At 74.1% G+C, this 23,526-nt stretch carries 25 protein-coding genes and 2 pseudogenes; 16 read left to right on the top strand and 11 right to left on the bottom strand.

Features of this window, described 5'->3' with window-relative positions; translation table 11 throughout:
• Nucleotides 1-87 precede the first annotated feature (87 nt).
• The 4 genes and pseudogenes from ACFY3N_RS25150 to sigJ all read left to right on the top strand — a co-directional run.
• Nucleotides 88-876, top strand: a pseudogene (locus tag ACFY3N_RS25150) (substrate-binding domain-containing protein); the annotation flags it as partial.
• A gap of 101 nt (nucleotides 877-977) precedes the next feature.
• The gene (locus ACFY3N_RS25145) at nucleotides 978-2,279 is read left to right on the top strand and encodes an alpha/beta fold hydrolase (RefSeq protein ID WP_390818973.1); all 1,302 of its coding nucleotides are present in this window, start codon (nucleotides 978-980) and stop codon (nucleotides 2,277-2,279) included.
• 42 nt (nucleotides 2,280-2,321) lie between these two features.
• The gene (locus ACFY3N_RS25140; protein WP_390818972.1) at nucleotides 2,322-3,065 is read left to right on the top strand and encodes a PIG-L deacetylase family protein; all 744 of its coding nucleotides are present in this window, start codon (nucleotides 2,322-2,324) and stop codon (nucleotides 3,063-3,065) included.
• Nucleotides 3,062-3,961 (top strand): RNA polymerase sigma factor SigJ, encoded by a 900-nt coding sequence (sigJ, locus tag ACFY3N_RS25135; protein WP_390818971.1) that lies wholly within the window; start codon nucleotides 3,062-3,064, stop codon nucleotides 3,959-3,961. Before ACFY3N_RS25140 ends, sigJ begins: the two co-directional genes overlap by 4 nt.
• A gap of 163 nt (nucleotides 3,962-4,124) precedes the next feature.
• Here sigJ and ACFY3N_RS25130 read toward each other — a convergent pair whose 3' ends face one another.
• On the bottom strand, nucleotides 4,125-5,600 hold the full coding sequence (locus tag ACFY3N_RS25130) for a cytochrome P450 (RefSeq protein ID WP_390818970.1): 1,476 nt from the start codon (nucleotides 5,598-5,600) through the stop codon (nucleotides 4,125-4,127).
• A gap of 110 nt (nucleotides 5,601-5,710) precedes the next feature.
• Here ACFY3N_RS25130 and ACFY3N_RS25125 point away from each other — a divergent pair, with 110 nt between their 5' ends.
• Together ACFY3N_RS25125 and ACFY3N_RS25120 are read left to right on the top strand one after the other, a co-directional pair.
• Nucleotides 5,711-6,319, top strand: coding sequence for a TetR/AcrR family transcriptional regulator (locus ACFY3N_RS25125; RefSeq protein ID WP_390818969.1), 609 nt, complete (start codon nucleotides 5,711-5,713; stop codon nucleotides 6,317-6,319).
• A gap of 87 nt (nucleotides 6,320-6,406) precedes the next feature.
• Nucleotides 6,407-7,135: a DUF2470 domain-containing protein gene (locus tag ACFY3N_RS25120; protein ID WP_390818968.1), complete on the top strand. Its 729-nt coding sequence runs from the start codon at nucleotides 6,407-6,409 to the stop codon at nucleotides 7,133-7,135.
• Nucleotides 7,136-7,177: 42 nt separating this feature from the next.
• Here the strand turns inward: ACFY3N_RS25120 and ACFY3N_RS25115 are convergent, their stop codons facing one another.
• A complete protein-coding gene (locus tag ACFY3N_RS25115; RefSeq protein WP_390818967.1) occupies nucleotides 7,178-8,413 on the bottom strand; it encodes an aromatic acid exporter family protein in 1,236 nt (411 codons plus the stop codon).
• An 81-nt stretch (nucleotides 8,414-8,494) separates the two neighbouring features.
• Entirely contained in the window at nucleotides 8,495-8,983 is a 489-nt protein-coding gene (locus tag ACFY3N_RS25110; protein ID WP_390818966.1) for an FBP domain-containing protein, read from the bottom strand.
• A gap of 158 nt (nucleotides 8,984-9,141) precedes the next feature.
• Here ACFY3N_RS25110 and ACFY3N_RS25105 point away from each other — a divergent pair, with 158 nt between their 5' ends.
• The 3 genes and pseudogenes from ACFY3N_RS25105 to ACFY3N_RS25095 form a co-directional block, all read left to right on the top strand.
• The gene (locus tag ACFY3N_RS25105; RefSeq protein ID WP_390818965.1) at nucleotides 9,142-10,122 is read left to right on the top strand and encodes a phosphotransferase family protein; all 981 of its coding nucleotides are present in this window, start codon (nucleotides 9,142-9,144) and stop codon (nucleotides 10,120-10,122) included.
• A gap of 92 nt (nucleotides 10,123-10,214) precedes the next feature.
• The gene (locus ACFY3N_RS25100; RefSeq protein ID WP_390818964.1) at nucleotides 10,215-10,484 is read left to right on the top strand and encodes a hypothetical protein; all 270 of its coding nucleotides are present in this window, start codon (nucleotides 10,215-10,217) and stop codon (nucleotides 10,482-10,484) included.
• Nucleotides 10,394-10,768, top strand: a pseudogene (locus ACFY3N_RS25095) (ROK family protein); the annotation flags it as partial. The gene ACFY3N_RS25100 and the pseudogene ACFY3N_RS25095, both read left to right, overlap by 91 nt.
• A 22-nt stretch (nucleotides 10,769-10,790) precedes the next feature.
• On the opposite strand, the gene ACFY3N_RS25090 reads toward ACFY3N_RS25095, so the two are convergent.
• The 4 genes from ACFY3N_RS25090 to ACFY3N_RS25075 form a co-directional block, all read right to left on the bottom strand.
• Nucleotides 10,791-11,057, bottom strand: a complete 267-nt coding sequence (locus ACFY3N_RS25090) for a hypothetical protein (RefSeq protein WP_390818963.1) — start codon at nucleotides 11,055-11,057, stop codon at nucleotides 10,791-10,793.
• A 66-nt stretch (nucleotides 11,058-11,123) separates the two neighbouring features.
• Nucleotides 11,124-12,155 (bottom strand): SDR family oxidoreductase, encoded by a 1,032-nt coding sequence (locus tag ACFY3N_RS25085; RefSeq protein ID WP_390818962.1) that lies wholly within the window; start codon nucleotides 12,153-12,155, stop codon nucleotides 11,124-11,126.
• 440 nt (nucleotides 12,156-12,595) lie between these two features.
• A complete protein-coding gene (locus ACFY3N_RS25080) occupies nucleotides 12,596-13,810 on the bottom strand; it encodes an aromatic acid exporter family protein (RefSeq protein ID WP_390818961.1) in 1,215 nt (404 codons plus the stop codon).
• 30 nt (nucleotides 13,811-13,840) lie between these two features.
• Complete coding sequence (locus ACFY3N_RS25075; RefSeq protein ID WP_390818960.1) at nucleotides 13,841-14,497, bottom strand: HAD family hydrolase; 657 nt, start codon at nucleotides 14,495-14,497, stop codon at nucleotides 13,841-13,843.
• Nucleotides 14,498-14,844: 347 nt separating this feature from the next.
• Here ACFY3N_RS25075 and ACFY3N_RS25070 point away from each other — a divergent pair, with 347 nt between their 5' ends.
• Complete coding sequence (locus ACFY3N_RS25070) at nucleotides 14,845-15,654, top strand: SDR family oxidoreductase (protein WP_390818959.1); 810 nt, start codon at nucleotides 14,845-14,847, stop codon at nucleotides 15,652-15,654.
• Between the two features lie 54 nt (nucleotides 15,655-15,708).
• Nucleotides 15,709-15,972 carry a hypothetical protein gene (locus tag ACFY3N_RS25065; protein ID WP_390818958.1) on the top strand — a complete coding sequence of 88 codons (264 nt, stop codon included), beginning with the start codon at nucleotides 15,709-15,711 and terminating at the stop codon, nucleotides 15,970-15,972.
• 25 nt (nucleotides 15,973-15,997) lie between these two features.
• On the opposite strand, the gene ACFY3N_RS25060 is transcribed toward ACFY3N_RS25065, so the two are convergent.
• The 3 genes from ACFY3N_RS25060 to ACFY3N_RS25050 all read right to left on the bottom strand — a co-directional run bounded on the left by ACFY3N_RS25060 (nucleotide 15,998) and on the right by ACFY3N_RS25050 (nucleotide 17,776).
• A complete protein-coding gene (locus ACFY3N_RS25060; RefSeq protein WP_390818957.1) occupies nucleotides 15,998-16,543 on the bottom strand; it encodes a VanZ family protein in 546 nt (181 codons plus the stop codon).
• Nucleotides 16,544-16,602: 59 nt separating this feature from the next.
• The gene (locus tag ACFY3N_RS25055) at nucleotides 16,603-17,265 is read right to left on the bottom strand and encodes a DUF4230 domain-containing protein (protein WP_390818956.1); all 663 of its coding nucleotides are present in this window, start codon (nucleotides 17,263-17,265) and stop codon (nucleotides 16,603-16,605) included.
• 130 nt (nucleotides 17,266-17,395) lie between these two features.
• Nucleotides 17,396-17,776, bottom strand: a complete 381-nt coding sequence (locus ACFY3N_RS25050; protein ID WP_390818955.1) for an anti-sigma factor antagonist — start codon at nucleotides 17,774-17,776, stop codon at nucleotides 17,396-17,398.
• Between the two features lie 365 nt (nucleotides 17,777-18,141).
• On the opposite strand from ACFY3N_RS25050, the gene ACFY3N_RS25045 reads away from it, so the two are divergent.
• From ACFY3N_RS25045 to ACFY3N_RS25025, 5 genes are read left to right on the top strand one after another with little or no spacing between them, the layout of a single operon-like run.
• Nucleotides 18,142-19,764: an ATP-binding protein gene (locus ACFY3N_RS25045; protein ID WP_390818954.1), complete on the top strand. Its 1,623-nt coding sequence runs from the start codon at nucleotides 18,142-18,144 to the stop codon at nucleotides 19,762-19,764.
• Complete coding sequence (locus tag ACFY3N_RS25040) at nucleotides 19,761-20,171, top strand: roadblock/LC7 domain-containing protein (RefSeq protein WP_030821389.1); 411 nt, start codon at nucleotides 19,761-19,763, stop codon at nucleotides 20,169-20,171. Before ACFY3N_RS25045 ends, ACFY3N_RS25040 begins: the two co-directional genes overlap by 4 nt.
• The gene (locus ACFY3N_RS25035) at nucleotides 20,168-20,539 is read left to right on the top strand and encodes a DUF742 domain-containing protein (RefSeq protein WP_390818953.1); all 372 of its coding nucleotides are present in this window, start codon (nucleotides 20,168-20,170) and stop codon (nucleotides 20,537-20,539) included. The genes ACFY3N_RS25040 and ACFY3N_RS25035 overlap by 4 nt, the downstream gene beginning before the upstream one ends.
• Nucleotides 20,520-21,125, top strand: a complete 606-nt coding sequence (locus ACFY3N_RS25030; protein ID WP_390818952.1) for an ATP/GTP-binding protein — start codon at nucleotides 20,520-20,522, stop codon at nucleotides 21,123-21,125. Before ACFY3N_RS25035 ends, ACFY3N_RS25030 begins: the two co-directional genes overlap by 20 nt.
• Nucleotides 21,122-22,357, top strand: a complete 1,236-nt coding sequence (locus ACFY3N_RS25025; protein ID WP_390818951.1) for a cytochrome P450 — start codon at nucleotides 21,122-21,124, stop codon at nucleotides 22,355-22,357. Before ACFY3N_RS25030 ends, ACFY3N_RS25025 begins: the two co-directional genes overlap by 4 nt.
• Before the next feature lie 40 nt (nucleotides 22,358-22,397).
• On the opposite strand, the gene ACFY3N_RS25020 is transcribed toward ACFY3N_RS25025, so the two are convergent.
• On the bottom strand, nucleotides 22,398-23,429 hold the full coding sequence (locus ACFY3N_RS25020) for a 7-epi-alpha-eudesmol synthase (protein WP_390818950.1): 1,032 nt from the start codon (nucleotides 23,427-23,429) through the stop codon (nucleotides 22,398-22,400).
• Nucleotides 23,430-23,526 lie beyond the last annotated feature (97 nt).

Raw genomic sequence — 23,526 nt, 5'->3', positions numbered from 1 at the left:
CGCCCGGCGCCGCGTCGGGGGCGCCCGGCCCGCCCCCAATGTCGGGGAGTCCCCGCCCCTTTTTGGACACAAAGTTAATGAGGGCGCGTCGCGCGCGGCGCCGAACGCGCCGCGCGCGAGGCCGGGCTCGGCGTGATGGTCTGCAACAGCGCCCAGAACCCGGGCGAGGAGGCCGAGTACCTCTCCCTCTTCGCCGAACAGCGGGTGCGGGGCGTACTGCTCACCCCGGCGGACGCCACCGGCCGCAACATCGAGGCGTTCCGCCGGCACGGCATCCCCTTCGTGCTGGTCGACCGGGTCGCCGAGGGCACCACCGAGTGCTCGGTCTCCGTGGACGACGTGGCGGGCGGCGCGCTGGCCGTGCGGCACCTCGTCGACGCCGGGCACCGTTCCATCGCGTACGTCTGCGGCCCGCCCGGACTGAACCAGGTCCGGGACCGCCGCACCGGCGCCCTGAACGCCCTCGCCGAGGCCGGACTGGGCCCCGACTGCCTGCGCGAACTGCCCACCGAGCGGCTCGACGTCGCCGCCGGACGCGACGCGGGCGCCCGCCTCCTCGGACTCGCCGACCGGCCCACCGCCGTCTTCTGCGCCAACGACCTGCTCGCCCTCGGTGTGCTCCAGGCGATGTACGCGGCCGGTGTCGGCGTTCCCGACGACCTCGCGATCGTCGGCTACGACGACATCGAGTTCGCCGCCGCGGCGGCCGTGCCGCTGACCTCGGTACGGCAGCCCGCGGTCACCATGGGCGCCCTGGCGGCCGAGCTGCTGCTGGAGGAGACCGAGAGCGGGAGCGCCGCCGGGCCGCACGAGCACCGCCGGGTCGTCCTCCGCCCGGAACTGGTGGTCCGGCGCTCCAGTCTGGCGGTCCGCTGACGGACGCCCGGAAAGGATTTCATGATCCCGGGCTCGGTGGCCGGACGAACATGTGCTGAACTGGGTCACGGTCCGACAATCCGTTCGTCCCTGGAGCCCCGTTGTCCGTCAGCTACCGCCAGCCCGGAGTGGTCCTCACCGACCGCCGGTTCACCGTGCCCCTCGATCACGACGACCCCTCGGGGGAGACGATCGAGCTGTACGCGCGTGAGGTCGTCGCCGGTGACAAGGCCGGCCGGGACCTGCCCTGGCTGCTCTACCTCCAGGGCGGCCCCGGCTTCGGGGCGAACCGTTTCATCGGGAAGCCGGCCTGGCTCGGCCGCGCCCTCGAGGAGTACCGCGTCCTCCTCCTCGACCAGCGCGGCACCGGCCACTCCACCCCCGCCAGCCGCCAGACCCTCCCGCTGCGCGGCGGCCCCGCCGAACAGGCCGACTACCTCACCCGCTTCCGCGCCGACTCGATCGTGCGGGACTGCGAGGCCATCCGCCCGGAGGTGACCGGCGGCGCCCCCTGGACCGTCCTCGGCCAGAGCTTCGGGGGCTTCTGCACCGTGGCCTACCTCTCCACCGCCCCCGAGGGCCTGGACACCGCCCTCGTCACCGGCGGACTGCCCTCCCTCGACGCCCACGCCGACGACGTCTACCGGGCCGCCTACCCGCGCGTCGAACGCAAGGTCGCCGCCCACTACGCCCGCTACCCGCAGGACGTCGAACGCGCCCGCCGCATCGCCGAGCACCTCCTGACCCACGAGGTCGTCCTGCCGAACGGCTACCGGTTCACCGTCGAGGCGTTCCAGTCCCTCGGCATCATGCTCGGCGGCAGCGAGGGCAGCCACCGGCTGCACCACCTCCTGGAGGACGCCTTCGTCCGCACCCCGGGCGGCCCCGCCCTCTCCGACGCCTTCCAGGAGCAGGCGCAGGGCCTGCTGTCGTACGCCGGACATCCGCTGTACGCGCTGATCCACGAGGCGATCTACGGCCAGGACGCCCGGCCCACCGCCTGGTCCGCCGAGCGCGTGCGGGCCGAGTTCCCGCGGTTCGACGCGGCCAAGACGCTCGCCGGCGACGAACCGCTGCTGTTCACCGGAGAGACCATCCACCCCTGGATGTTCGACTGCGACCCCGCGCTGCGCCCGCTGCGCGAGACCGCCGAACTGCTCGCCGCGCGCACCGACTGGACGCCCCTGTACGACCCGGCGCGCCTCGCCGTCAACGAGGTCCCGGTCGCGGCGGCCGTCTACCACGACGACATGTACGTCGACACCGCCCACTCCCTGCGGACGGCCCGTGCCGTCCGGGGCCTGCGCACCTGGGTCACCGACGAGTTCGAGCACGACGGTGTCCGGGCCGGCGGTCCCCGCGTCCTGGACCGGCTGCTCGCCCTGGCGCGCGACGAGGTGTGAGCGGGGCCCGGTGATGCCGGTGCGGCGGGTTAGTCTGCGGACATGACCGAGCCGACGATCAGTCAACTCCCGCCCGTGCCCGACGACTGGCGGCGTGCCCTGGCCGTGGTGGCCCACCCGGACGACCTCGAGTACGGCTGCGCGGCGGCGATCGCGTCCTGGACCGACGCCGGCCGCGAGGTCTCCTACGTCCTGGCGACCCGGGGCGAGGCGGGCATCGACACCCTGGAGCCGGCGGAGTGCGGCCCGCTCAGGGAGCGGGAGCAGCGGGCGAGCGCGGCCGTGGTCGGTGTGTCGGAGGTCGACTTCCTCGACCACGCGGACGGGGTCGTCGCGTACGGGCCCGCGCTGCGCCGGGACATCGCCGCCGCGATCCGCCGGTACCGGCCCGAGCTGGTGATCACCCTGAACCACCGGGACACCTGGGGCGGCATCCACTGGAACACCCCGGACCACGTGGCCGTCGGGCGGGCCACGCTCGACGCGGCCGGCGACGCGGGCAACCGCTGGATCTTCCCGGAGCTGGTCGAGCGGGGCCTCGAACCGTGGAACGGCGTCCGCTGGGTGGCGGTGGCCGGTTCCGACCGTCCCACGCACGCGGTGGACGCGACGGACGGGCTGGAGCGTGCGATCGCGTCGCTGCTCGAACACCGCACCTACATCCAGGCGTTGACCGACGAGGACCCGGAGGCGTACGCCCGCGGTCTGCTGACCGGTTTCGCCGAGGAGACGGGGAAGCGGTTCGGGAACCGGCCCGCGGTCGCCTTCGAGCTGTTCCCCCGGTGAGCCCCGTGGCCGACGACGCGCACCTGCTGGCGGAGCGCTTCGAGGAGCACCGCGGGCATCTCGAGGCGGTCGCCTACCGCATGCTCGGCTCGCTGACCGAGGCGGAGGACGCCGTCCAGGAGGCCTGGCTGCGGCTGGGCCGCACCGACACCGGCGACATCGGCAACCTTGGCGGCTGGCTGACCACCGTGACCGGCCGGATCTGCCTGGACCTGCTGCGTTCGCGCGCCGCGCGCCGCGAGCAGCCGATGGACGAGACGTTCGTCCCGGACCCGGTGATCGGACCCCTCTCCCGGGCGGACCCGGAACAGGAGGCGCTGCGCGCCGACTCGGTGGGCGTGGCGATGCTGGTGGTGCTGGAGACGCTGAAGCCCGACGAGCGGCTGGCGTTCGTCCTGCACGACCTGTTCGCCGTGCCGTTCGACGACATCGCCCCGGTCGTGGAGCGCAGCCCGGCCGCGACCCGGCAGCTCGCCGGCCGGGCCCGCCGCCGGGTACGGGACGCGACCCCCTCCTCCGAGCCCGATCCCGGCCGGCAGCGGCAGGTGCTCGAAGCGTTCATGGCCGCCGCGCGCGGCGGTGACTTCGAGGCGCTGGTCGCCGTCCTCCATCCGGACGTGGTGCTGCGGGCGGACGCGGGCGCCCTGGTCCGGGGGGCGGCCGGTTCCAGGATCCTCCGGGGTGCGAAGACGGTGGCCGAGTCGGCGCTCTTGTTCGCCCGGTACACCGCGGTGGCCCGGACGGTCCTGGTCAACGACGCGCTGGGCCTGCTCAGCGTGGTGGACGGCCGCGTCCACTCGGTCCTGTCGGTCACCATCACCGACGACCGCATCACCGGCATGTACGTCCTGGCCGATCCCGACCGCCTCGAACGCCTGGAGCCACCGGAACACTGACCCCGCCCCCGCGGGCGGTGACGGCCGCCGTTCCCGCAGGCAGTCGTGCCTCCTCCAGTGCCTCGAAGACCCGGGAGGCACCCCCATGGCGGCACGGGTGGGCGCGACAGCACCCCGTGAGCGCCGGGCCGCGCGACCCACCCCCCGCCCGCGGCGACGCGCCTCAGACGGAATCAGGCCCTGCCCGACCCCGCGCCGCGGCCAGGCGCTCCGGCCACAGCCGCAATCCCTCCGGCATCAGCGTGAGCCGCTCGGTGACCCGCAACCGGTAAGCGGGGTCGGGCCGCAGCTCGTACCGGCGCAGCAGCAACCCCAGCACCAGTACCGCCTCGTGCAGCGCGAACTGCCGCCCGATGCACGCCCGGGCCCCCGTCCCGAAGGGTTTGAACACGTGCGGCGGACGAGCCCGCACCGCCGGCGCGTCGAAGCGGTCCGGGTCGAACCGCTCGGCGTCCGCGCCCCACACCCCGGGGTCCCGGTGCAGCATCGGCGTCAGCACCAGCGTCCAGGCACCGCGCCGCATCGGATGCTCCCCGCCCAGCACCGTGTCCTTCCTGGCCTCCCGGGCGAAGGCCGGCGCGGTCGGCCACAGCCGCAGCGACTCGTCGAGGACCCGGCGGACGTAGCGCAGCCTGGCGACCTGTTCGTAGCCGGGTGCCGCCGCGTCGCCCCAGACGCGGTCCACCTCGGCGCGGGCGCGGGCCGCGACGCCGGGGTGCCGGGAGAGGTGGTGCAGGGCGAACGAGAGCGCGCCCGAGGTGGTCTCGTGGCCGGCGACGAGGAAAGTGATCACCTGGCGGCGGACGTTCTCGGGTGACAGCCGCTCCCCGGTCCGGGGGTGCGCGGTCTCCAGCATCCGGTCCAGCAGGTCACCGTCCCCGCCGCCCTCGGCCCGCCGGCTTCGGACCACCTCGTCGACGATGCGGTCCAGGCGCGCGATGTCGGCGGTGTTGCGGCGGCTCGCGCGGCGCAGCAGCAGCGGGGCCAGCGGCGCGGGAACGCTGTTCAGCCGCTGGGCGTGGGTGAGCGTCCCGACCATCGCCGTGACGAACGGGTGCGGACGGGGCCGCTCGAAGGACCCGAAGTCGTGCCCGAACCCGGTCCGCGCGATCGTCTCCAGCGTCAGCTTGGTCATGTCCCCGGGCACGTCCACCGGCCGGCCCCCGGCCGCCGCACGGTCCCAGTGCTCCGTCAGCCGCTCCGCCACGGCCAGCATCATCGGGTGGTAACCGGCCATGGCCTCCCGGCTGAACCCGGGGGCCAGCACGTCGTGCGCCAGCTGCCAGTTGGGTTCGTGGTTGTACGCGGTGAACAGCCCGTCGCCCGCGACCGGCCGCAGATTGGCGACGCCCAGCCCGACGTGCTTGGCGAACCGCGACTCGTCGGCCAGATCGGCCACCAGCCCGGCGCCCCAGGTGAACACGAACTCCTTGCCGAAGGCGTTCCGCCGGAAGATCGGCCCCAGGCGGCGGGCGTACTTCAGCGAGTCCTGCAGGGGCGTGCGCCCGCCCGCCCCGACGACGTCGCCGAGCAGCGGCAGGCGGTACGGGGGGCGGGGGATGCGGTGCAGCTCCGGCCAGTCCCGCTCCGCGCCGCGAAAGCCCCTCGGTGGTACGGCCCGTGTCGTCGTCTCCGCCATGACGCGATCTCCTTCGACCCGGCGTGCGCGTGCGACGTGTTGTACGCGAGTTCAATAACGCGGCCTCAGTCTGGTCCGGTTGTTGAACCGGCGTCAAGTAAAGTGCGGGAATGGCCGTGAACCAGGGCGGGCACACGCGCCGTCGGCTCAGCACCGCGGAGCGCCGGGAGCAGCTTCTGTCGGTCGGCGCGCGGCTGTTCTCGGAGAGTCCCTACGACGACGTGTGGATCGAGCAGGTCGCCGGGATCGCCGGGGTGTCGCGGGGGCTGCTCTACCACTACTTCCCGACCAAGCGGGACTTCTTCGCGGCCGTGGTGGAGCGCGAGAGCGAGCGGATGCTCCGCCTGACGGCGGCGGTCCCCGGCCGCCCGGTGCGCGAGCAGCTCACGGCGGGTCTCGACGCGTATCTGGAGTACGTCCGGACCCACGCGCACGGCTATCGCGCCTTCCACCGTGCCGACGCGGCGGGGGACCGGGCGGTGCGCCGGGTCTACCGGCAGGCCCTGGCCGCGCAGGAGCGGCAGATCCTGGCCGCGCTCGCCGTTGACCCCGAGTTCGGACCCGCCTTCGAGGCGCGGCCGGACACCCGGCTCGCCGTGCGCGGCTGGCTGGCCTTCACCACGGCGGTCTGCCTGGAGTGGCTGCGCGACGCGGAGCCGGACCGTGAACAGGTGCGCGACCTGTGCGCACGCGCCCTGCTGGGCGTCCTCGCGCCCTGAAGGTCCCGTGAGGATCACGCCCCCGGGTTGGCGCGCACCCCGATCTTCGGTAGGTTAGGCAAGGCTTACCTAAGAGGAGGTTCGGGGATGGCTGACGACACGCACGGCTGGACGGCCGCGCCCGGCGCGGCGCAGCGGGCCCGCTCGGTGCTCGCCGCCGCGTGGTCCTGCGCGGTGACCGCGGAGGGCGTCCGGGAGGAGCTCGTCGGCGCGCACTCCGTGACCGACGACGGAGGGGTGCTGCTGCACGTGCCCGAGGACAGCGCCCTGCTCGCCGCCGCGATCTGCGCGCCCCGCGGCGAGCCGTCCGCCGTGCTGGAGTTCGCCGACGTGGCACCCGTCCCCGTGCGCAACCGCATCCGCGCCCGGCTGTGGCTGGCCGGCTGGTTCGCCGTACGGGACGGGCACCTCGTCCTCCGGCCCACGCGCGTGGTGCTGCGGCAGCCGTCCGGCGCCCTGGTCGTCGACGTCGAGGAGTTCGCCGCCGCCGAGCCCGACCGGCTCGCCACCGCCGAGGCCCGGCTGCTGACCCACCTCGCCGACTGCCACGCCGACGCGGTCGAACGGCTGACCCGGCTGGTCGACCACGGCAGCCTGCACGGAGCGGTCCGCGTCCAGCCGCTCGCCGTCGACCGGCACGGACTGACCCTGCGCATCGAACGTCTCCGCGCGGACGGTGACGTACGCCTGCCGTTCCACGCGCCCGCCGACGACGTCTCCCAGCTCACCGAGCGCATGCACGTGCTACTCGCCCAGGCGAGCGCCGCCTCCTGCCCCCGTGCGCTGCAGCGGCAGCGCACGGACGGCGAGGGCTGACCCCAGGGCGCCCGGTCACCCGGGCGCCTTCGGCCGGGTGCGTCACGGGGAACGGTGGGAGGCGCCACGGCGGTCCCGGCGCAGCCGCTCCCGCATCCGGGTGAGCCGCGGCAGCCGCTCGCGCTGTGCCTGCGAGTGGCGGTCCAGTTCCTCGAACAGCCGACGCGTGCGGTGCTCGGTGTCCATCTCGTCGAGGATGCGGTTGACCTCGGTCAGCACGGCGCCCAGCAGCTGCCACTGGCGCGGGTCGCGCCGGGCCTCCTCGAAGAGCAGCCGGGCCAGCTTGTCGCGGGTGGCGGCCGCCTGCCGCAGCTCGGAGGCGAGCCGCTCCTCCGCGGACTCCGCGTTCGCGCTCACGCTCGTGGTCACCAGTACCGCGAAGCTGACCACGGCGTCCGCGATCTCGGACAGCAGCTCCGCGAAGGCGGCGCCCGTCTCCGGCTCGAACAGCCGCTCCGGTTCGCGCTCCTTGGCCAGGTCGGTCAGGGTGCGCGCCAGCACCCGCAGCACCACCGTGCAGATCTCCAGCGTGTCGAGGCCGGTGCGCAGCACCACCCGGTGCAGCAGGCCCTCGCGCACCCGCGGATTGAGCCGCAGGCTGTCCTCCGCCTGCCGGAGGTCCGCGTCGACCTCGCTGATGTCGTGGTCCAGGCGGCGGGCCTCGTGCAGCCGGGCCGCCGCGCGCGCCGCGGGCGGGCGGCCCGCGGCCTCCTCGCCGATCCGCAGCATCAGCTGCCGCACCCGGCGCGCCAGCCCCTCGATCGACTCGCCGGCCTCCTCCACCCACACGGGCGGGGCGAGCAGGAGGTTGAACCCCATCCCGACGAACGCTCCGATCAGCGTCTCCACGATCCGGGCCCAGGCGGTGTCCCCGTGCGTGGTCACCCCGAGCACCAGCATGGCGCTGATCGCCACCTCGGGCACGAACTCGTCCACCCGCACCAGATGGCCGACGACCAGCGACGCCAGGATGAGCAGGCCCAGACTCCACCAGGTCAGACCCACCAGCAGGCTGAAGAGGATGGCCACCACCACCCCGGCCACCACGGAGTTCACCCGGCGCACTCCGGTGGTGAGGGTGGAGTACAGGGTGACCTGGACGACGAGCAGCGCGGTCAGGGGCGCGGTGAGCGGGGCGGCCTCCGGACTCAGCCGCAGGGCGATGACGTAGGCGACGGTCGCCGCGGCCGCCGACCGCACCATCTGCACGGTCACCGGGTCCCGGCGCCGCCTGACGAACTCGACGGCCGGCGCTGTCATCTCACGTACCACTTGCATCCTCGGACGGTTCCCCTTCCCCGGGCGCAACGAACGTGTTCACCTGCGACGGCAGTCCCCCGGGGGACGGACGGGCCGCGCCTACAGCTTGTCGAGGAAGGCGAACAGGTTGCCCCGGGTGCGGGCGATCTGCTCCTCCAGGGTGAGGCTCTCCTCGAAGCGGGCACCGGTCTTCGGGACCTTCCTGCCGCGCAGATAGAGGGAGCAGGCGAGGTCGGTGCACATGTAGGCGCCGACCGAGTTGCCCTCACGGCCGGCCGGGCCCGCCTTGCGCGCGGTCATCAGGGCGACACCGCCGCGCGGATGGGTCGTCAGGCACAGGGAGCACATGCTGCGGTGCAGAAAGCCGCGCCGGGCGGGCTGGAAGCGCATGGCCACCCCGACGAGACGGTCCTCCCGCTCGGTGACGAGATAGCTGCGGTCGGGCGCGCCGGGATCGCGCCAGCCCAGGAAGTCGAGATCGTCCCAGGGGCGTTCGTCCAGGTCGCGTGGTACGGCCAGCCGCTTGGCCTCCCCCTTCGAGCAGTTGATGAACGAACCGCGGATGTCCTGCTCGGTGAGTGCTTTCATGGGGGCGTCTCCTGGCGTGCTCTTTCGAAACCTAGAGGGTCTAGGTTTCTGGGTCAGGGTAGATATCCCGCGCCGGGGCGGGCCAACGATTTTTCCGCAGCCGCGCCCGCGTGCGTTCCGTACGCTGTACCTCGGTCGCCGAGGGAGGGGTGGGGACGATGGGGGACTCCTGGGCGCGGGCCCGCCGGGTGCTCGCGGGGGCGGGGCTGCCGCCCGACGCGCTCGCCGGGGTGCGCCCGCTGAGCGGGGGCACCTACAACACCGTCGAGGAACTCCTCCTCACCGACGGCGACCGGTACGTGCTCAAGGTCCCGCCCGCGCCCGCCACCCCCGGTCTCCGGTACGAGCGGCGCCTGCTCGTCTCCGAGGCGGACTTCTGCGCCGGAGCCGCCGAGGCCGGCGTGCCCGCCCCGCGCGCCGTGTCCGCCGGCGGCGGCACCTTCGCACCGTACCTGCTGATGACCGTCTGTCCGGGCGAGCCCTGGACGCAGGCGGAGCCGGCCGGCGGGGAGCGCGCGGAGCTGCGTGCGGAGCTCGGCCGCCAGGTGGCCCGGCTGCACCGGGTGACCGGGCCGGGGTTCGGCTACCCGTCCGGCGCCCTCGGCCCGCTCGCCCCCGACTGGCGGACCGCGTTCACCGCGATGACCGACGCCGTGCTCGCCGACGCCCGCGACCACGGCGCCCGGCTGCCGCGCCCCGTCGACGAGGTGGCCGCCGTGATCCGTGCCGCCGCCGGGGCGCTCGACGAGGTCACCGTGCCGGTACTCGTCCATTTCGACCTCTGGCCGGGCAACATCCTGGTGGAGCGCACGGCGGCGGGGGAGGCCCGGATCGGTGGGCTCATCGACGGGGAGCGCATGTTCTGGGGCGACCCGCTCGCCGATTTCGTCTCCCTCGCCCTGCTCGGCGACATCAGGACGGACCGGGCGTTCCTCGCCGGGTACGAGGAGGCCGGCGGCCGGGTCGCCTTCGACGCGGCGGCCCGCGTCCGCCTCGCCCTCTACCGTGCCTACCTCTACCTGATCATGATCGTCGAGACGATTCCGCGGGCGGCCGGGGACGAGCACGAACGATGGATCCGGGCCACCGTCGCCCCGGAACTGGAGGCCGCGTTGGACGACGCCGGCGGCCTCCGTTAGTTCACATCATGAAATAAGGGGAGGGGGAAGGTCGCGCCGAGTCGTGCCCCGGCGGTACGTGGCAGGTCGGGAAGGGTCTTGGAAGAAGCCGCATGACGGGGCGGAACGGGCGCACGGTGCGCGATCTGAGGCGGGCCGACCGCACGGCCGTGCCGCAGCGGCTGTACTTCGACGGCCCGCTGAGCCGCTTCGAGCCCGGCCCCGCGACCGGACTCGGCTCCGGGTCGGTGAGCAACGTCGTCGCGGACCCGGTCGCCGACGGTCTCGTGGACACCCGGCCGACGACGGCGATCCCGACCCCGTCGCGCTCGTCGTGCTGGAGGAGGCCGCGGGGCACCTGGGCGCGGGCCTGTCCGACCTGATCAACCTCTTCCAGCCCGAGCGCATCCTCATGGGAGGCTTGGCCGACGTCCGGCTCGGCCCCCGCTTCCTGCCGTCCGTACGCCGGCACGCCCTGCCGTACGCGCCGCGCCACCCGGCCGGGAAGGTGACGATCGAACCGGGCCGGCTCGGCCCCGACGCGGTCACCGTCGGGGCCGCGATCCTGCCGCTCGCCGACTTCTTCGCCCGCGGGGGCCGCCGCCCCGACCCGGCCCCGCGGTCCCCGCCGCCCGCCTGGCACACGGCCCTGCGGGAACGCACCCCGCGCCAGGGCCCGCGCGGGCCGGTCATGCGGAGGGTTCGTCCGGTACCGGCTGCTCGGGGTTGCCGGACGCCGAGTGCGGGGCGCCCTGCCGGCCCGTGCCGGCCTCGTCCGTGTCGGGGACGCCGGAGTCCGGCTCCTCCGGCTCGCCGGCCTCGTGCCCGCTCTGCCGCTCCGCGGCGCCTGGCGCGACCTCCCAGGGGTCCTCGCCGGCGCCGGCCTGCTGGTCCGGCAGGTCGCGGGGAACACCGGCGCCGTTCTCACCGGGCCCTTCGAGGCGGTGGTCGGTCACGACGCTCTCCCTTCGTTCGTGCGGACCCTCACGGGTACCTCCGCCGGGACCGGTGAAACCCGGTGCTCAGCCGACCTTGCGGCCCCGCATCGGTTCCGTGTCCTCCCCGGCGCCCTGCCGCACTCCCAGCAGCAGCTCCTCCACCACCTGCGTCGCCGTGTGCTCCGGCCGCCAGCCGAGCTCCTCGCGCGCACGCGTGCAGTCCATCAGCGGCAGCCTCAGCACGGCGTCGAACAGATGCGGCGAGGCGGGCAGCAGGCGCAGCCCCCAGGCGGCGGCGACCGCCGAGCGGGCGGCGGTACGGGGCAGCCGCACCCGGCGCGTCCCGAGCATCTCCCCGAGCAGGTCCGCGTCGACCGTCGGCTCCGCGGCGAGGTTGAAGGCGCCCCGCGCCCCGGCGGACAGCACGGCCAGGCGGCAGGCGTGGGCCGCGTCGTCGGTGTGCAGCGCCTGCACCCGCAGCCCCGGGATGTCCGGCAGGACGGGCAGCAGGTCGGGCCGCGCCAGCGGACCCGGCAGGAAACGGCCGCCGAAGATGCGGCGCTGCTCGCTCCCCGACTCCCGCTTGAAGAGGAACGCGGGCCGCATCCGTACCACCCGCGTCCCCGGGTGATCCCGCTCGAACGTGTCCAGGGCCCGCTCCAGGTACGCCTTCTCCCGGCAGTACGCGGCGTCCGGCCAGCCGTGCGTCGGCCACGACTCGTCCACCGCGCGGTCCTTCGGGCCCGGCGAGTATGCCCCGACCGACGAGGCGTGCACCAGCGCCGGCACCCCCGCCTCGGCCACCGCGTCGAACACCCGCATGCCGCCGAGCACGTTGGTGCGCCAGGTGCTCGCCGGATCGTGCGTCGGCTGGAACGCCCACGCCAGATGGATCACCGCGTCCGCGCCGGTGAACTCCCCGACGAGATCGGACCGGTCCGAGGCCAGGTCCACCGCCGACCACTCGGTCTTCGGCGGCGACAGGTCGGGGATCCGCCGTGCCAGGCCCCGTACGGAGCCGACCTCCGGTTCCTGCGAGAGGATCCGCACCACGCTGGTCCCGACGTTGCCGGTGGCGCCCGTGACGACGACCCTCATGCCCGCTGTGCTGCTCACCTTCCCGCTCCTCTCGGCCGGCTGCTCCGCGGAACGGGCCGAGTACCCCTCGGCCGGAGGCGCTCACGCCCGCCGGACGGGCCGGGGGTTTCCCCGGACGGGCGGCCTGCTCCGGGTCGACCGCCCGCTCCCCGGCTCCGGCGCCGGCCGCGCCCGTCACGCTGCGGAGGGGGGGAGCGCTCCCGGAGCCGGACGGCGCCCGGAGCGGGGCAGGAGGAAGCCCCGACCGCGACGGGGGAATCACGGCCGGGGCGGCTCGGTGGTGGGCGCGGACGGCGGTCGCCTCTCGGCGAGGGGCTCCACAGGGCTTCAGCCGAACGATCGTCCCTGTGGGCGAATGGTGAGGCCCGGGGACACTGTCCCGTCCGCACCCACGGTCGGTTCAACGGAGGACCGCCTCCGGGTGTTCCGCGTCCGGCCGCTCGCGGGCGTGACGTGTGTCACCGGTCCCGGGCACCGTTGTCGAGCTCGGCCCAGAGGTTCTCGGCCTGGAGGACCAGCGTGCCCAGGACGGCCGTCCGCGCGGCGCCCCGTCCGGCCTGTTCGCGCAGCTCGTCCTGGAGTTCTCCGTGCAGGTCCCGCATCGCCGCCTCGGTCCGCTCGTCCAGGAGGGCGTCCGCACGCGTGCCGCCGTCCAGCAGCCGGCCGGCCTCCGCGTGGCAGACGTCGCCGATCAGCTCCAGCAGTTCCGCGTAGCGGACCAGCACCGGGGCGTCCGGCGCGGCGGGCGTGCGGTTCTCGTCGACGGCCACCGCGAGCGTGCGGGTCAGCGCCGTGACATGTCCGGTGACGCGGCTGAACCGCTCGTCCTCGTCCTCCGGCGGCAGCGCCGCGGTCGGCGCGCGGTACAGGGCGCGCAGGACGCCCGAGGTCAGCCGCAGGCTCTCCCTGCTCCAGCCGCGGGCCGAGCGCAGCGCCTCCAGCCGGTCCTGCAGTCGCGCCGCGGCGTCGAGCCGGCCCGCTGCGGTCTGCGCGTCCCACTCGCCCCCGCGCAGATCCCCGGCGACGGCGTGCAGCACGTCACCCGTCTCGCGGGCGAGCGCCGCCAGGTTCTCCCGCACGTCCCGCAGATGGATCGGCGGCAGGACCAGCGCGTTGACGGCGATGCCGACGACCGCGCCGAGCGCCGCCTGTCCCAGCCGGTGCCCGACGGCGACCGCGCTCACCGTTCCCGTGGCGATCGTGAAGACGGCCGTGGTGGCGGCGTAGATGCCCTGGTCGCCGAAGCGCGGCCAGTTCGACAGCAGCATCAGCACCGGCACGGACAGCGCCAGGGCGCCCGTGGTGTCGTCGGTGACCGCCTGCGCGCCCGACGCCACGAGGGCTCCCACGCAGATCGCCGTGAACTGCCGCGCCGCCTGCATCATCGAGCTGTAGACGGTGGCCTGCACCAGGACCAGCGCCACCCAGGGCGCCATCAGGGCCATCGGGTCGCCGAGCCACACCTGTGCCAGCAGCCAGGCCAGCAGCGCCGCCCCGGCGGCCTTCAGCGACTGGACGAGCAGGTCCCGCTCCCGTCCGGGCCCCCGCCACGCGGCCCGCGCCGCCCGGCCGACGGACCGCGCGTCCCGCCGCACGGCCTCCCGCACCCGCGCCACCGGAGCCACCCGCCCCGCGGCATCGCCCTGCCCGATCTCTTCCCTCACACTCGTCATGCCCCGTGGGTATCCCGGCCGCGGGGGATCTCATGCCAGAAGACTGTCCGGCAGCGACGCCAGCAGACCGGCCGGGTCGGCGTAGACCTCCTCCGCGCCCGCCTCCTCCAGGTCGGCGCGCGGGATGCCGCCGCACAGCAGGCCCACACAGCGCACCCCGGCACGGCTGCCCGCCCGCATGTCCCACACCGTGTCACCGACGAACACCGCCCGCTCCGCGGGCACCCCGGCCAGCTCCAGGGCGTGCTCGACGGGCTCCGGCGCGGGTTTGCCCTCCGTCACGTCGTCGGCGCTCGCCGTCGCGCCGATCGCCTCGTCCGCGTCGATCGCCCGGCGCAGCGCGCTCAGCTCGGCACCGCTCGCCGAGGTGGCGAGCACCACCGTCCAGCCGTCCCGGTGCAGCCGCTTCAGCAGCCGGCCGGCGTCCGGCAGCGCGGGCAGCCGGTCGAAGTACTGCCCGTACAGCGCCTTGTGCGCCGCGCTCAGCTCGTCGTCGAGGCCGGTGTCCCGGTCCTCGCCCAGCAGATGGGCGACCAGGTCGGAGGAGGGCAGCCCCACGGCCCGGTGGACGGCGTGCATCGGCACCCGGTGGCCCGCTTGCCGGAAGGCCTCCCACCAGGCCGTCACATGCAGATGGTTGGTGTCGACCAGAGTGCCGTCGACGTCGAACACGGCCGCCCGTTCCATGCGTGGTCCCTTCGTCTCCTCGCGGGCGGTACGGGTACCACCTCAGCCGTCCACCACTCCGGAGGGCGCCGTCCGCCCCCGGCCGCCGTCCGCCGACCGGACGGCGGCCTCCCGCGCCCTGCCCCTTCCCGGTCCGCCTCGTCCCCCGGCGTCCCGGCCGCCGTCCGCGCACGCGCCTGCTCCCGCCCGCGCACGCGCCTGCTCCCGCCCGCGCACGCGCCTGCTCCCCGCCCGGCTCCGAGCGCGTGCGGGCCGCGGTACCGCCGTACGGCGGACGCGGGGGTTGGTCCCGCACGCGCGGGGTACTGCGATGCCTCGCACCGCCGTCGCCGACCAGGAGGCCCGCCATGTCCGTCCCCACCACCCCGAGCAGCAGGGTCGCCGTGATCACCGGCGCGGACTCCGGGATCGGCCGGGCCACCGCCGTACGCCTGGCCGCCGCCGGCCTGGACGTGGGCATCACCTGGCACAGCGACCGCGAGGGCGCCGAGGAGACGGCGCGGGAGTGCCGGGCGCACGGACGGCGGGCCGAGGTCGCCCCCATGGACCTCACCCGGCTGCCCGCCGCCGCGGACGCCGTCGACGAGCTGTGCGAGCGCCTGGGCCGCGTCGACGTGCTGGTCAACAACGCCGGCACGGGCACGATGACGCCCTTCCTCGACCTGGAGTTGTCCAAGGTCCGCGAGGTCCTCGACGTCGATCTGATCGGCCCGTTCCTGTGCGGGCAGAAGGCGGCGCGGCACATGATCCGGCAGGGCGACGGGGGCCGCATCGTCAACGTGACGTCCGTGCACGAGCACCAGCCCCGGGTGGGCGCCGCGCCGTACTGCGCCGCCAAGGGCGGCCTCGGGCTGCTCACCCAGGTGATGGCGCTGGAGCTCGCCGAGCACGGCATCACCGTCAACGCGGTCGCCCCCGGCGAGATCGCCACGCCCATGACCGGCCAGGAGGACACCGACCCGCACACCGAGAGCCGCCCCGGCGTCCCGCTCGGACGGCCCGGCGACGCCCGTGAGGTCGCCGCGGTCATCGCCTTCCTCGCCGGACCCGACGCCTCGTACGTCACCGGTGCCTCCTGGAGCGTGGACGGCGGAATGCTCCGGATGGGCCCGCAGGCCGGATCGCACCTGACGAGCGACGACTGGCGGCGGCCCTGAGCGAGGGCGCGCCCGCACGCCGCGTTCGCGCCGTTTGCGCTCTACCCTCGATGCATGACCGAAAGCGCGAGCCCGTACATGTCGCACCCGCGGATCGTGGTGCTCGGGGTGCAGCCCGGGACGCCGCCCTTCCGGATCGTGGAGATCGACGGACAGGTGGTCGGCGAGGCGAAGACCGTCACCGACGTGCTGCACGCCGCCGCCGCGTTCGGGATCACGGTCCACGACCTGGACGACCCGGACACGGTCCGCTGGGTGGGCGGCGACAAGTTCACCTGGACCCTGCGCGGGGCCTCACGGGCGCACGAGCGGCCCTGACCGCCGCAGCGACGGCTTTTGGGGGTCAGGCCTTCGGGCGGCGTGCGTGCACGGCCCGGCTCAGACGGCGGCCCACGAGCAGGTAGCCGATCAGCGCCCCGCCGGTGTTCAGGATGACGTCGTCGACGTCGAAGGCGCGCCCGGTCACCAGGGCACCCTGCGCGAACTCCACCAGCAGCATCACGACGGCCGTCAGCACCAGCACCCGCAGGAAGCCGCGCGTGCGGGGCGCGACGACCGGCGCGAGCACGCCGAAGGGCACGCCGAGCAGGATGTTGCCGCCGATCTGCCGCACGGCGTCACGCAGCGCGGGCTGGTCCAGATAGGCCCTCAGCGAGCGGCCCGGATGCAGATTGGTGTGGGTCAGCGCCTCCGAGGCGGGGGAGGGCTGCAGGGTGAGGCGGGCCAGGACCACGGCGAAGACGACCATGAACACGAAGGCGCACAGCATCACCAGCAACCGCGGAAGCAACGGCAGCGGACGCTCCGGGCCGCTCTCCGCGGCGCCGCGCCCGGACGGTCGCGGACGCCGGGGGAGCAGGGAGCGCGGACGTGGGACGGCGCGGGCCATTCGGTCCTCCAGTCATCAACTTCCTTGTGTGGTACGGCGGTTACCCCCGGTTGTGCGGGTCAGTCGCCGTAGCTGACCCGCACCTCCTCGAAGCCCAGGGAGCGCAGCAGCCCCTCGAGCATCTCCGTGGTGTTGGACTCGGCCCGGGCGGTGAGCCCGCTCTCCCGCGCCGCGTCGCCGATGTGCCGCACGGCCAGCTTCTGGACGGCCTGTTCGCTGCCCGGGTTGTCTGAGAAGAGGTCGCCGAGCCGGTCGAACAGCCCGCGCTGCTTGGACACGGCGTAGGAGCGCTCGGGGTCCAGGGCCGGCTTGCCCAGGCGGGCGTGGGGGAGCCGCAGCGTGGCGGACGTGCGGTCCTCGTCGACCCGTACGTCGTCCCCGTCCAGCTTCCCGAGGTCGACGTAGGCGTCGACGGTGCCCGCGCCCACGTACAGCGTGCGGCTGCCGCGGATGGCGTCCGGCAGGAACTTCGCGTCCTTCTCCAGGTCCACCACCACCTGGAAGTTGCCCGAGGCGGCGTCGTAGCGGCTGAGGTCCTGGATGGACTCCAGGAGCGCGGGCCCGGAGCGGTCCTCGGTCTCCGTGCCGAACAGGTCCTTCAGGCCCGGCAGCACGCTCAGCCGGATCCCGGCGAACAGCACGACGAGCAGCAGCACCACCGCGCCGAGCGCCTTCACCCATCCGGGTACGCGCGCGATCGGTCCCTTCGCGGGAGTCGTCATGGCGACGGCCCTCCTTTCTCCTGACCGGATGCCCCTCAGTTACCGGAACAGACAGGGAAGTTGGGGGAGGGGCGACCGCACCGGGAGCACGCGGGGGCGCATGGTGGGCGCCGGGTCGCGGACCCGGTGGTCAGGCCGGGCCGGAGGCGGCCCCGGGCTGTTCCAGGGCCGCGTCCAGGGTCGGCCACGGCGGCAGCAGCCGGGACGTGCCGGTGATCCGCAGCATGCGCAGGGTCAGCGGATGGGCGCACACGAGGTGCAGCCGGCCGGGGCCGTCCGCGATCCGCCGCCGGGCCCGGTACAGCAGGCGCAGCCCGGAGAGGTCGAAGAACTCGACGCGGGTCAGGTCGATCACGATCCGGGCGTCCGGTTCGGCGGTCGCCGCGTCCAGATGCGGGACGAGCTCCGCGGCCGCGGCGATGTCGATCTCACCGCGGAGTTCCAGCACCGTGTGTCCCCGGTCGTGGCGGACGCGCAGGTGCCGGGTCGGCGGTGCAGGTTCGTGCCGCACCACGTCATCTCCTCCAGCCTGCTCCGTGCAACGGGGAGCGGACCGGTCACAACTCCGGTCCACACCCTGCAAGTTACCTTCGGTCGACTGCATTTGAGCATGTTCGATTGTCATATGTCTTCGAATTGCGACCGAGTTCTTTCGAACCGGTCGGCCGGCCCCGGAAGCCCTCGCCGGAGCGTGACGGAGCCCTCACTTCGGGCAGCGGCCGAACGTGATCCACAAGGCTGCCGACCCGATAAGCTCCTTGTCGACGCCGCGAGTTGACCGACACCGCGACGGGTCGCTTCGTGGTGCGTACGTGTGAGTGCGGTCTCGTTGCGCGCCTCCCCCTGCACACCCCCATGTCGCTTCGAAGGACGCAGATGGAACTCGCCACTCCGCCGCCGGCGGCGCGGGCCCCCGTCGCCCGGTACGGGTGGTGGCTGATGCCGCTCGGCCTCGGCGGCGGGACGGTCGCCGCCGCGTCGATGAGTTCGGACCGGATCACCACGGCCGCCCTCGGCGCCGCCGCGACGGCCGCCTGCTCCGTGTGCGTACGGCTCGTGCTCCGGTACCGGGTCCGGCTGCTGCGCGCGGAGGACGCCCACCGCGCATCGCAGGCCGAGGACACCCGCCGGTGGCAGCGGCGGACGGCGGACCAGGAACAGCGGTTCACCGCGGAACGAGCCGACCGGGAGCGGGAGTTCGAGGAGCGGCTGGCCGAGCAGGCCAGGACCTACGAGGCACGGCTCGCCGAGGAGACCGAGGCCCGGCGGGAGCAGCTGGCCCAGCAGCTGTCCGCGGTCGCCCGCCTCGCCGACGAGCAGCTCCCGGAGGCGATCGGACGGCTGCGCGCCGGTGACGCCATCGACGACCTGCTGCCGGGCATCGACCGGTGCGCGAAGGCCGGCGCCGACCTCCAGGCCGAACTGCGCAAGCTGCTGCGCACCGCGCTGATCGGCCTGGAGGAGGAGTTCGACCGCTCCACCTCCGCCGAACAGGCCGTCATCAGCATCGGCAACCGCATCCACGTACTGACCAGCAAGCTCCGCGGCCGGCTGCACGAGATGCAGGGCGAACACGGCCGGCTGCCCGCCGTCGCCCGGGGGCTGATGGAACTCGACCAGGAGATCGGCCCCGCCGACTGCCTGGCCGCCAGCATCGGCGTCCTCGGCGGCTCCGACCGGCCCGGCCGGCAGTGGCAGGAGCCGCAGCGGCTGCTGAGCGTGGTGCGCGGCGGCATCGGCCGGATCAAGGACTTCCACCGCGTCCAGCCGGGCCGACTCCCCGAACTCGGCGTGGACGGCGGACTGGTGGACCACCTCACGCTGATCTTCGCCCATCTGCTCGACAACGCGGCCCGCTACTCGCCGCCCTCCGAACCCGTGGTGATCTCCGGCCGCGAGGTCCCCAACGGCGTCGGCATCGAGATCCAGGACTCCGGCAAGGGCCTGAGCGAGGAGAAGAAGCGCGCGGCCGAACACGCCCTCGCGGGCACCGCGCCCGGGGCGGGCATCGGCGGCATCACCGAGGACGCCAACATCGGCCTGCGGGTCGTCGGCATCCTCGCCCGCCGCTACGGCATCCGCGTCACCTTCGCGGACTCCCCCTGGCTCGGCACCTCCGTGGTGGTCGTCGTACCGCACAAGTACTTCAGCCCGCTGCCCGCGACCGCCGTGACGGAGCCCGCAGCCGCGCCCGGCCCGGCGTCGCCGGCCACCGGCGCCGAGCCGGCCCCGGACGGCTCCGCCGACACCACCCCCGGCGGACTGCCCCGCCGCCGCAGCGGCAGGCGGACCGCCGCGGACGCCCCGCGGCCCGCCGCACCGGCGACGGGCACCGCCGTGGCCGCCGTACCGCCGGACGCCTCCTTCACCGGCCTCGCCGCCTTCGCCGCCGCCGGACGCGCCGGCGACCCGGCGCCCCGGACGGCCGGCGACCGTGACACCCCCACCGGACGTGAGTCCACCGAGCACCGCACCGAAGAGAGCGACCAGACCACATGACGCAGCAGGGAACCGACGTGAGCTGGGCGCTCCGCGACCTCGTCGAGAGCATCCAGGAGATCCGCTTCGCCCTCGTGGCCTCCAGCGACGGCAAGGCCATCACCTCCTACGGGGCGGACGACCCCGACGACGTCGACCGCTTCGCGGCGGTGGTGGCCGGCCTGCAGGCCCTGGCCCAGCCGGTCGCCGAGCAGTTCCCCGCCTACGCGGGACAGCTGCGGCTGGCGATGATCGAGGTCGACGGCGGCCACCTCTTCGTGGTCCGCGCCGGGGTGGAGACCTACCTCGGCGTCCTCGCCCGGGAGGGCCTGGACCAGGGCCTGCTCGGACACCAGATGAGGGACCTCGCCCGCAGGATGGGCGAACTCCTCGGGACCACTCCGCGCCTGGAGGAGCACTCTGGATGAGTGCTCCCCGCCGGCCGGCGGACCCGTCCGGTCTCGAGCGCTACTACGTCCTCACCCGGGGGCGCAGCGGACCGGGCGGTTCGGCGGCCGGCCTCGACGTGGCGACCCTCGTCGTCTCCCGCCCGGGTCCCGTCCCGGGCCTGCAGCACGAGCACGAGGAGATCGTCCGGCGCTGCCGTGAGCCGCTCTCGGTCGCCGAACTCGGCGCCCACCTGGGGCTGCCGTTCAACATTCTCGCGGTGCTGCTGTCGGACCTGCTGGACGCGGGCCGGATCGAAGCCCGTGACCCCATCCCGGCGCACGTCGCCGGCCGCGGGCCCGACCTCGCGCTCCTTGAGGAGGTACTCAGTGGACTTGAAAGGCTTTGACCGGCCCGGCCCGCACGGTGGCGGGGACATCCGCTCGGTGAAGGTGATGATCGCCGGCGGCTTCGGCACCGGGAAGACCACCATGGTCCGCTCGGTCAGCGACATCAGACCGCTCACCACCGAGGAGACACTGACCCAGGCCAGCGCCGGGGTCGACGACCTCATCGGGGTCGCCGACAAGTCGCAGACCACCGTCAGCCTGGACTTCGGCAAGATCGGCCTCAACGACAGCCTGGTGCTGTACCTGTTCGGCACGCCGGGCCAGGAGCGGTTCTGGTTCCTGTGGAACGGGCTGTTCAAGGGGGCGCTGGGCGCGGTCGTCCTGGTGGACACCCGGCGGCTGGCCTCCAGCTTCCGGGCGATCGAGGAGATGGAACGGCAGAGGGTGCCGTTCGTCATCGCCCTCAACGTCTTCCCCGACTCCAAGGACTACCCGGTCGACGAGATACGGGACGCCCTGGACATCCCCGCGCACATCCCGGTGGTGTCCTTCGACGCCCGTGACCGCGCTTCCAGCCGTGACGTGCTGGTCGCCCTCATCCGGCACCTGAGGGAACGCTCGGCCGTCGCCGTGGAGTCCCGATGAAGGACCCCGGCACCCCCCGCGGCTGCCCCGTCGCCCACCACGGAGCGGAGCCCGTCCGGCTGTACGGGCCGGAGGCGGCCACCGACCCGGCCGGCATCTACGAACGGCTGCGCAAGGAACACGGCCCGGTGGCGCCCGTGCTCCTGGAGGGCGAGGTGCCGGCCTGGCTGGTGCTCGGCTACCGGGACGCCCGCCGGGTGCTGGACAACCCCCGCCAGTTCACCCGGGACGCCCGCATCTGGCGGGACCGGATCGACGGCCGCGTCGACGAGAACTCCCCGCTGATCCCGATGCTCGGCTGGCGTCCCGACTGCGTCTCCCAGGACGGAGAACCGCACCGCAGGCTCCGCGCGGCCGTCACCGACGCCCTCCAGGCGGCGGCCGGCCGCGGCGTCCGCCGGCACGCCACGCACTACGCCCACAAGCAGATCGACGCGTTCGCGGACACCGGACGCGCCGACCTGGTGCACGACTACGCCGACTACCTGCCGATGCTGGTGCTCGGCCGCCTGCTGGGGCTGCCCGAGGCGGAGGGGCGTGACCTGGTCGAGTCCTGCGCGCAGGTCCTGAAGGGCGGCGAGGACGCCCTCGCCCACGACGCGCGCATCCAGGAGATCCTCGGCGAACTCGTGGTGCGCAAACGCTCCGAGCCCGGCAGCGACCTCGCCACCGCCCTGCTGGAGCACCACGCCGGGCTCGACGAGGACGAGGTGGTCAGCCATCTGCGTCTGGTGCTGATCGCCGCGCACACCACCACCAGCAATCTGCTGGCCCGGGTGCTGCAACTGGTCCTCACCGACACCGCGCGGCTCTCCGGGCTGATCAGCGGCAGGCTGAACGTCTCCGAGGTGGTGGAGGAGGTCATGTGGGACAGCCCGCCGCTGGCCGTCCTGCCGGGCCGCTTCGCCGCGAGCGACCTGGAACTCGGCGGTCACCGCGTCCAGGAGGGCGATCTGCTGGTGCTGGGGCTCGCGGCGGGCAACCGGGACCCCGAGATCCGCCCGGACGCCGGGGTGTCCGTCCAGGGCAACCAGGCGCACCTGGCGTTCAGTTCGGGCCCGCACGAATGTCCCGGACAGAACATCGGGCAGTCCCTCATCGAGATCGCCGTCGACGTCCTGCTGCACCGGCTGCCCGGACTGCGGCTGGCGGTGGAACCGGAGGAGCTCAGCTCGACCGCCTCCACCTGGGAGTCCCGGCTGGACGCCCTGCCCGTCGAGTTCGGCGGGTGACGTCGCCGCCCGGCCCCGGCGGCCGGGCGGCACGGCCGCCTCACACGGTCAGCAGATCGTCCACGGAGCCCCGCCCGGCCTGTTCCGCGGTGGCCACGGGGCCCTCCTTCGCCGCCGCGTACCGGCCGGTGGTCAGCGCCCACTCGTAGTTGCCGTTGATCCAGTGCTGGACGGCCTCCACACCCCGGCGCACCCGGTCGCGCTCGTCCGCGTCCAGCCCGAGCTCGTCGCACATCCGCGGCACCCGCGCCTCCAGTTCGACGTACTCCGCCAGACGGGCGGTCGTCATGCCGTACGCCTCGGCGGCGGCCTCCTCCCAGGAGCAGCCCCGCTCCCGGTGCAGGACGGCGATGAGGTTGTGGCCGTCGCCGCGGCGGCGCTCCCGCTCGAAGGAGTGGATGTCGTTCATGAACCCGATGGTGTCCGCGGCCAGATCGCGCAGCCGCTCCATCAGCGGATGCGCCATCGCCTGCGCCGGGACCTCGAAGCCGCGGCTGCGCTCGCCCGCGTCGATGCTGTGGTGGATGCCGACGGTACGGCGCCGGAAGGCCGCGTACTCGTCCAGGCCGAGCGTCCCGGCCAGCCCCCGGGCGGCCAGGTCGACCTCCTCGCAGTGCGCCACCAGGAATCTCCCCCAGGAGGCCGCGAACCGGGTCTGCCAGGTCAGGGACATGCCATCCGAGAGGTGTGCCCAGACCTGGGCCCAGGCCAGGGTGATGGGGCAGGCGACCCTGGGCGTGCTCCCCGCCGGCCGCAGCGGGGTCACGATCAGTTCCCGGGCCACCTCGGCTATGCGCTCGGCGCGGTCGGGCCGTCCGGCGTCGAACTGGTCGTCGAAGAGGAACGCGAGGGAGAACCAGTTCATCAGGACGACCATGTCCTCCGCCGAGGCGTACGGATACGTACGGGCGGCGGCCTGGGGCAGGTCCCAGGACCGGTACTCCTCGAAGCCGTCCCGGCTGCGGACCAGCCCCATCTCCCACACCCAGCGCAGATGACGTGCCCGCGCGTACTCCAGATGGCCGCTGACGGGGGTGTCGAAGGGGAGATCGAACCGGACGTCCTGAGACATGTGTTTCCTTTCGGGAGACGGAACGCAGAGTCCCCCCGTGCTGCGAGCGGGCGGCCGTGGCGACGACCGTCCGCGCACTCGAACCAGGCTTTCTCGT

The sequence above is a fragment of the Streptomyces sp. NPDC000348 genome, assembly GCF_042898795.1.
In the GTDB taxonomy this organism is placed as follows: Bacteria; Actinomycetota; Actinomycetes; order Streptomycetales; family Streptomycetaceae; genus Streptomyces.
The sequence above is the reverse complement of the archived record's forward strand: the minus strand, read 5'-3'. Positions and strand labels throughout refer to the sequence as shown.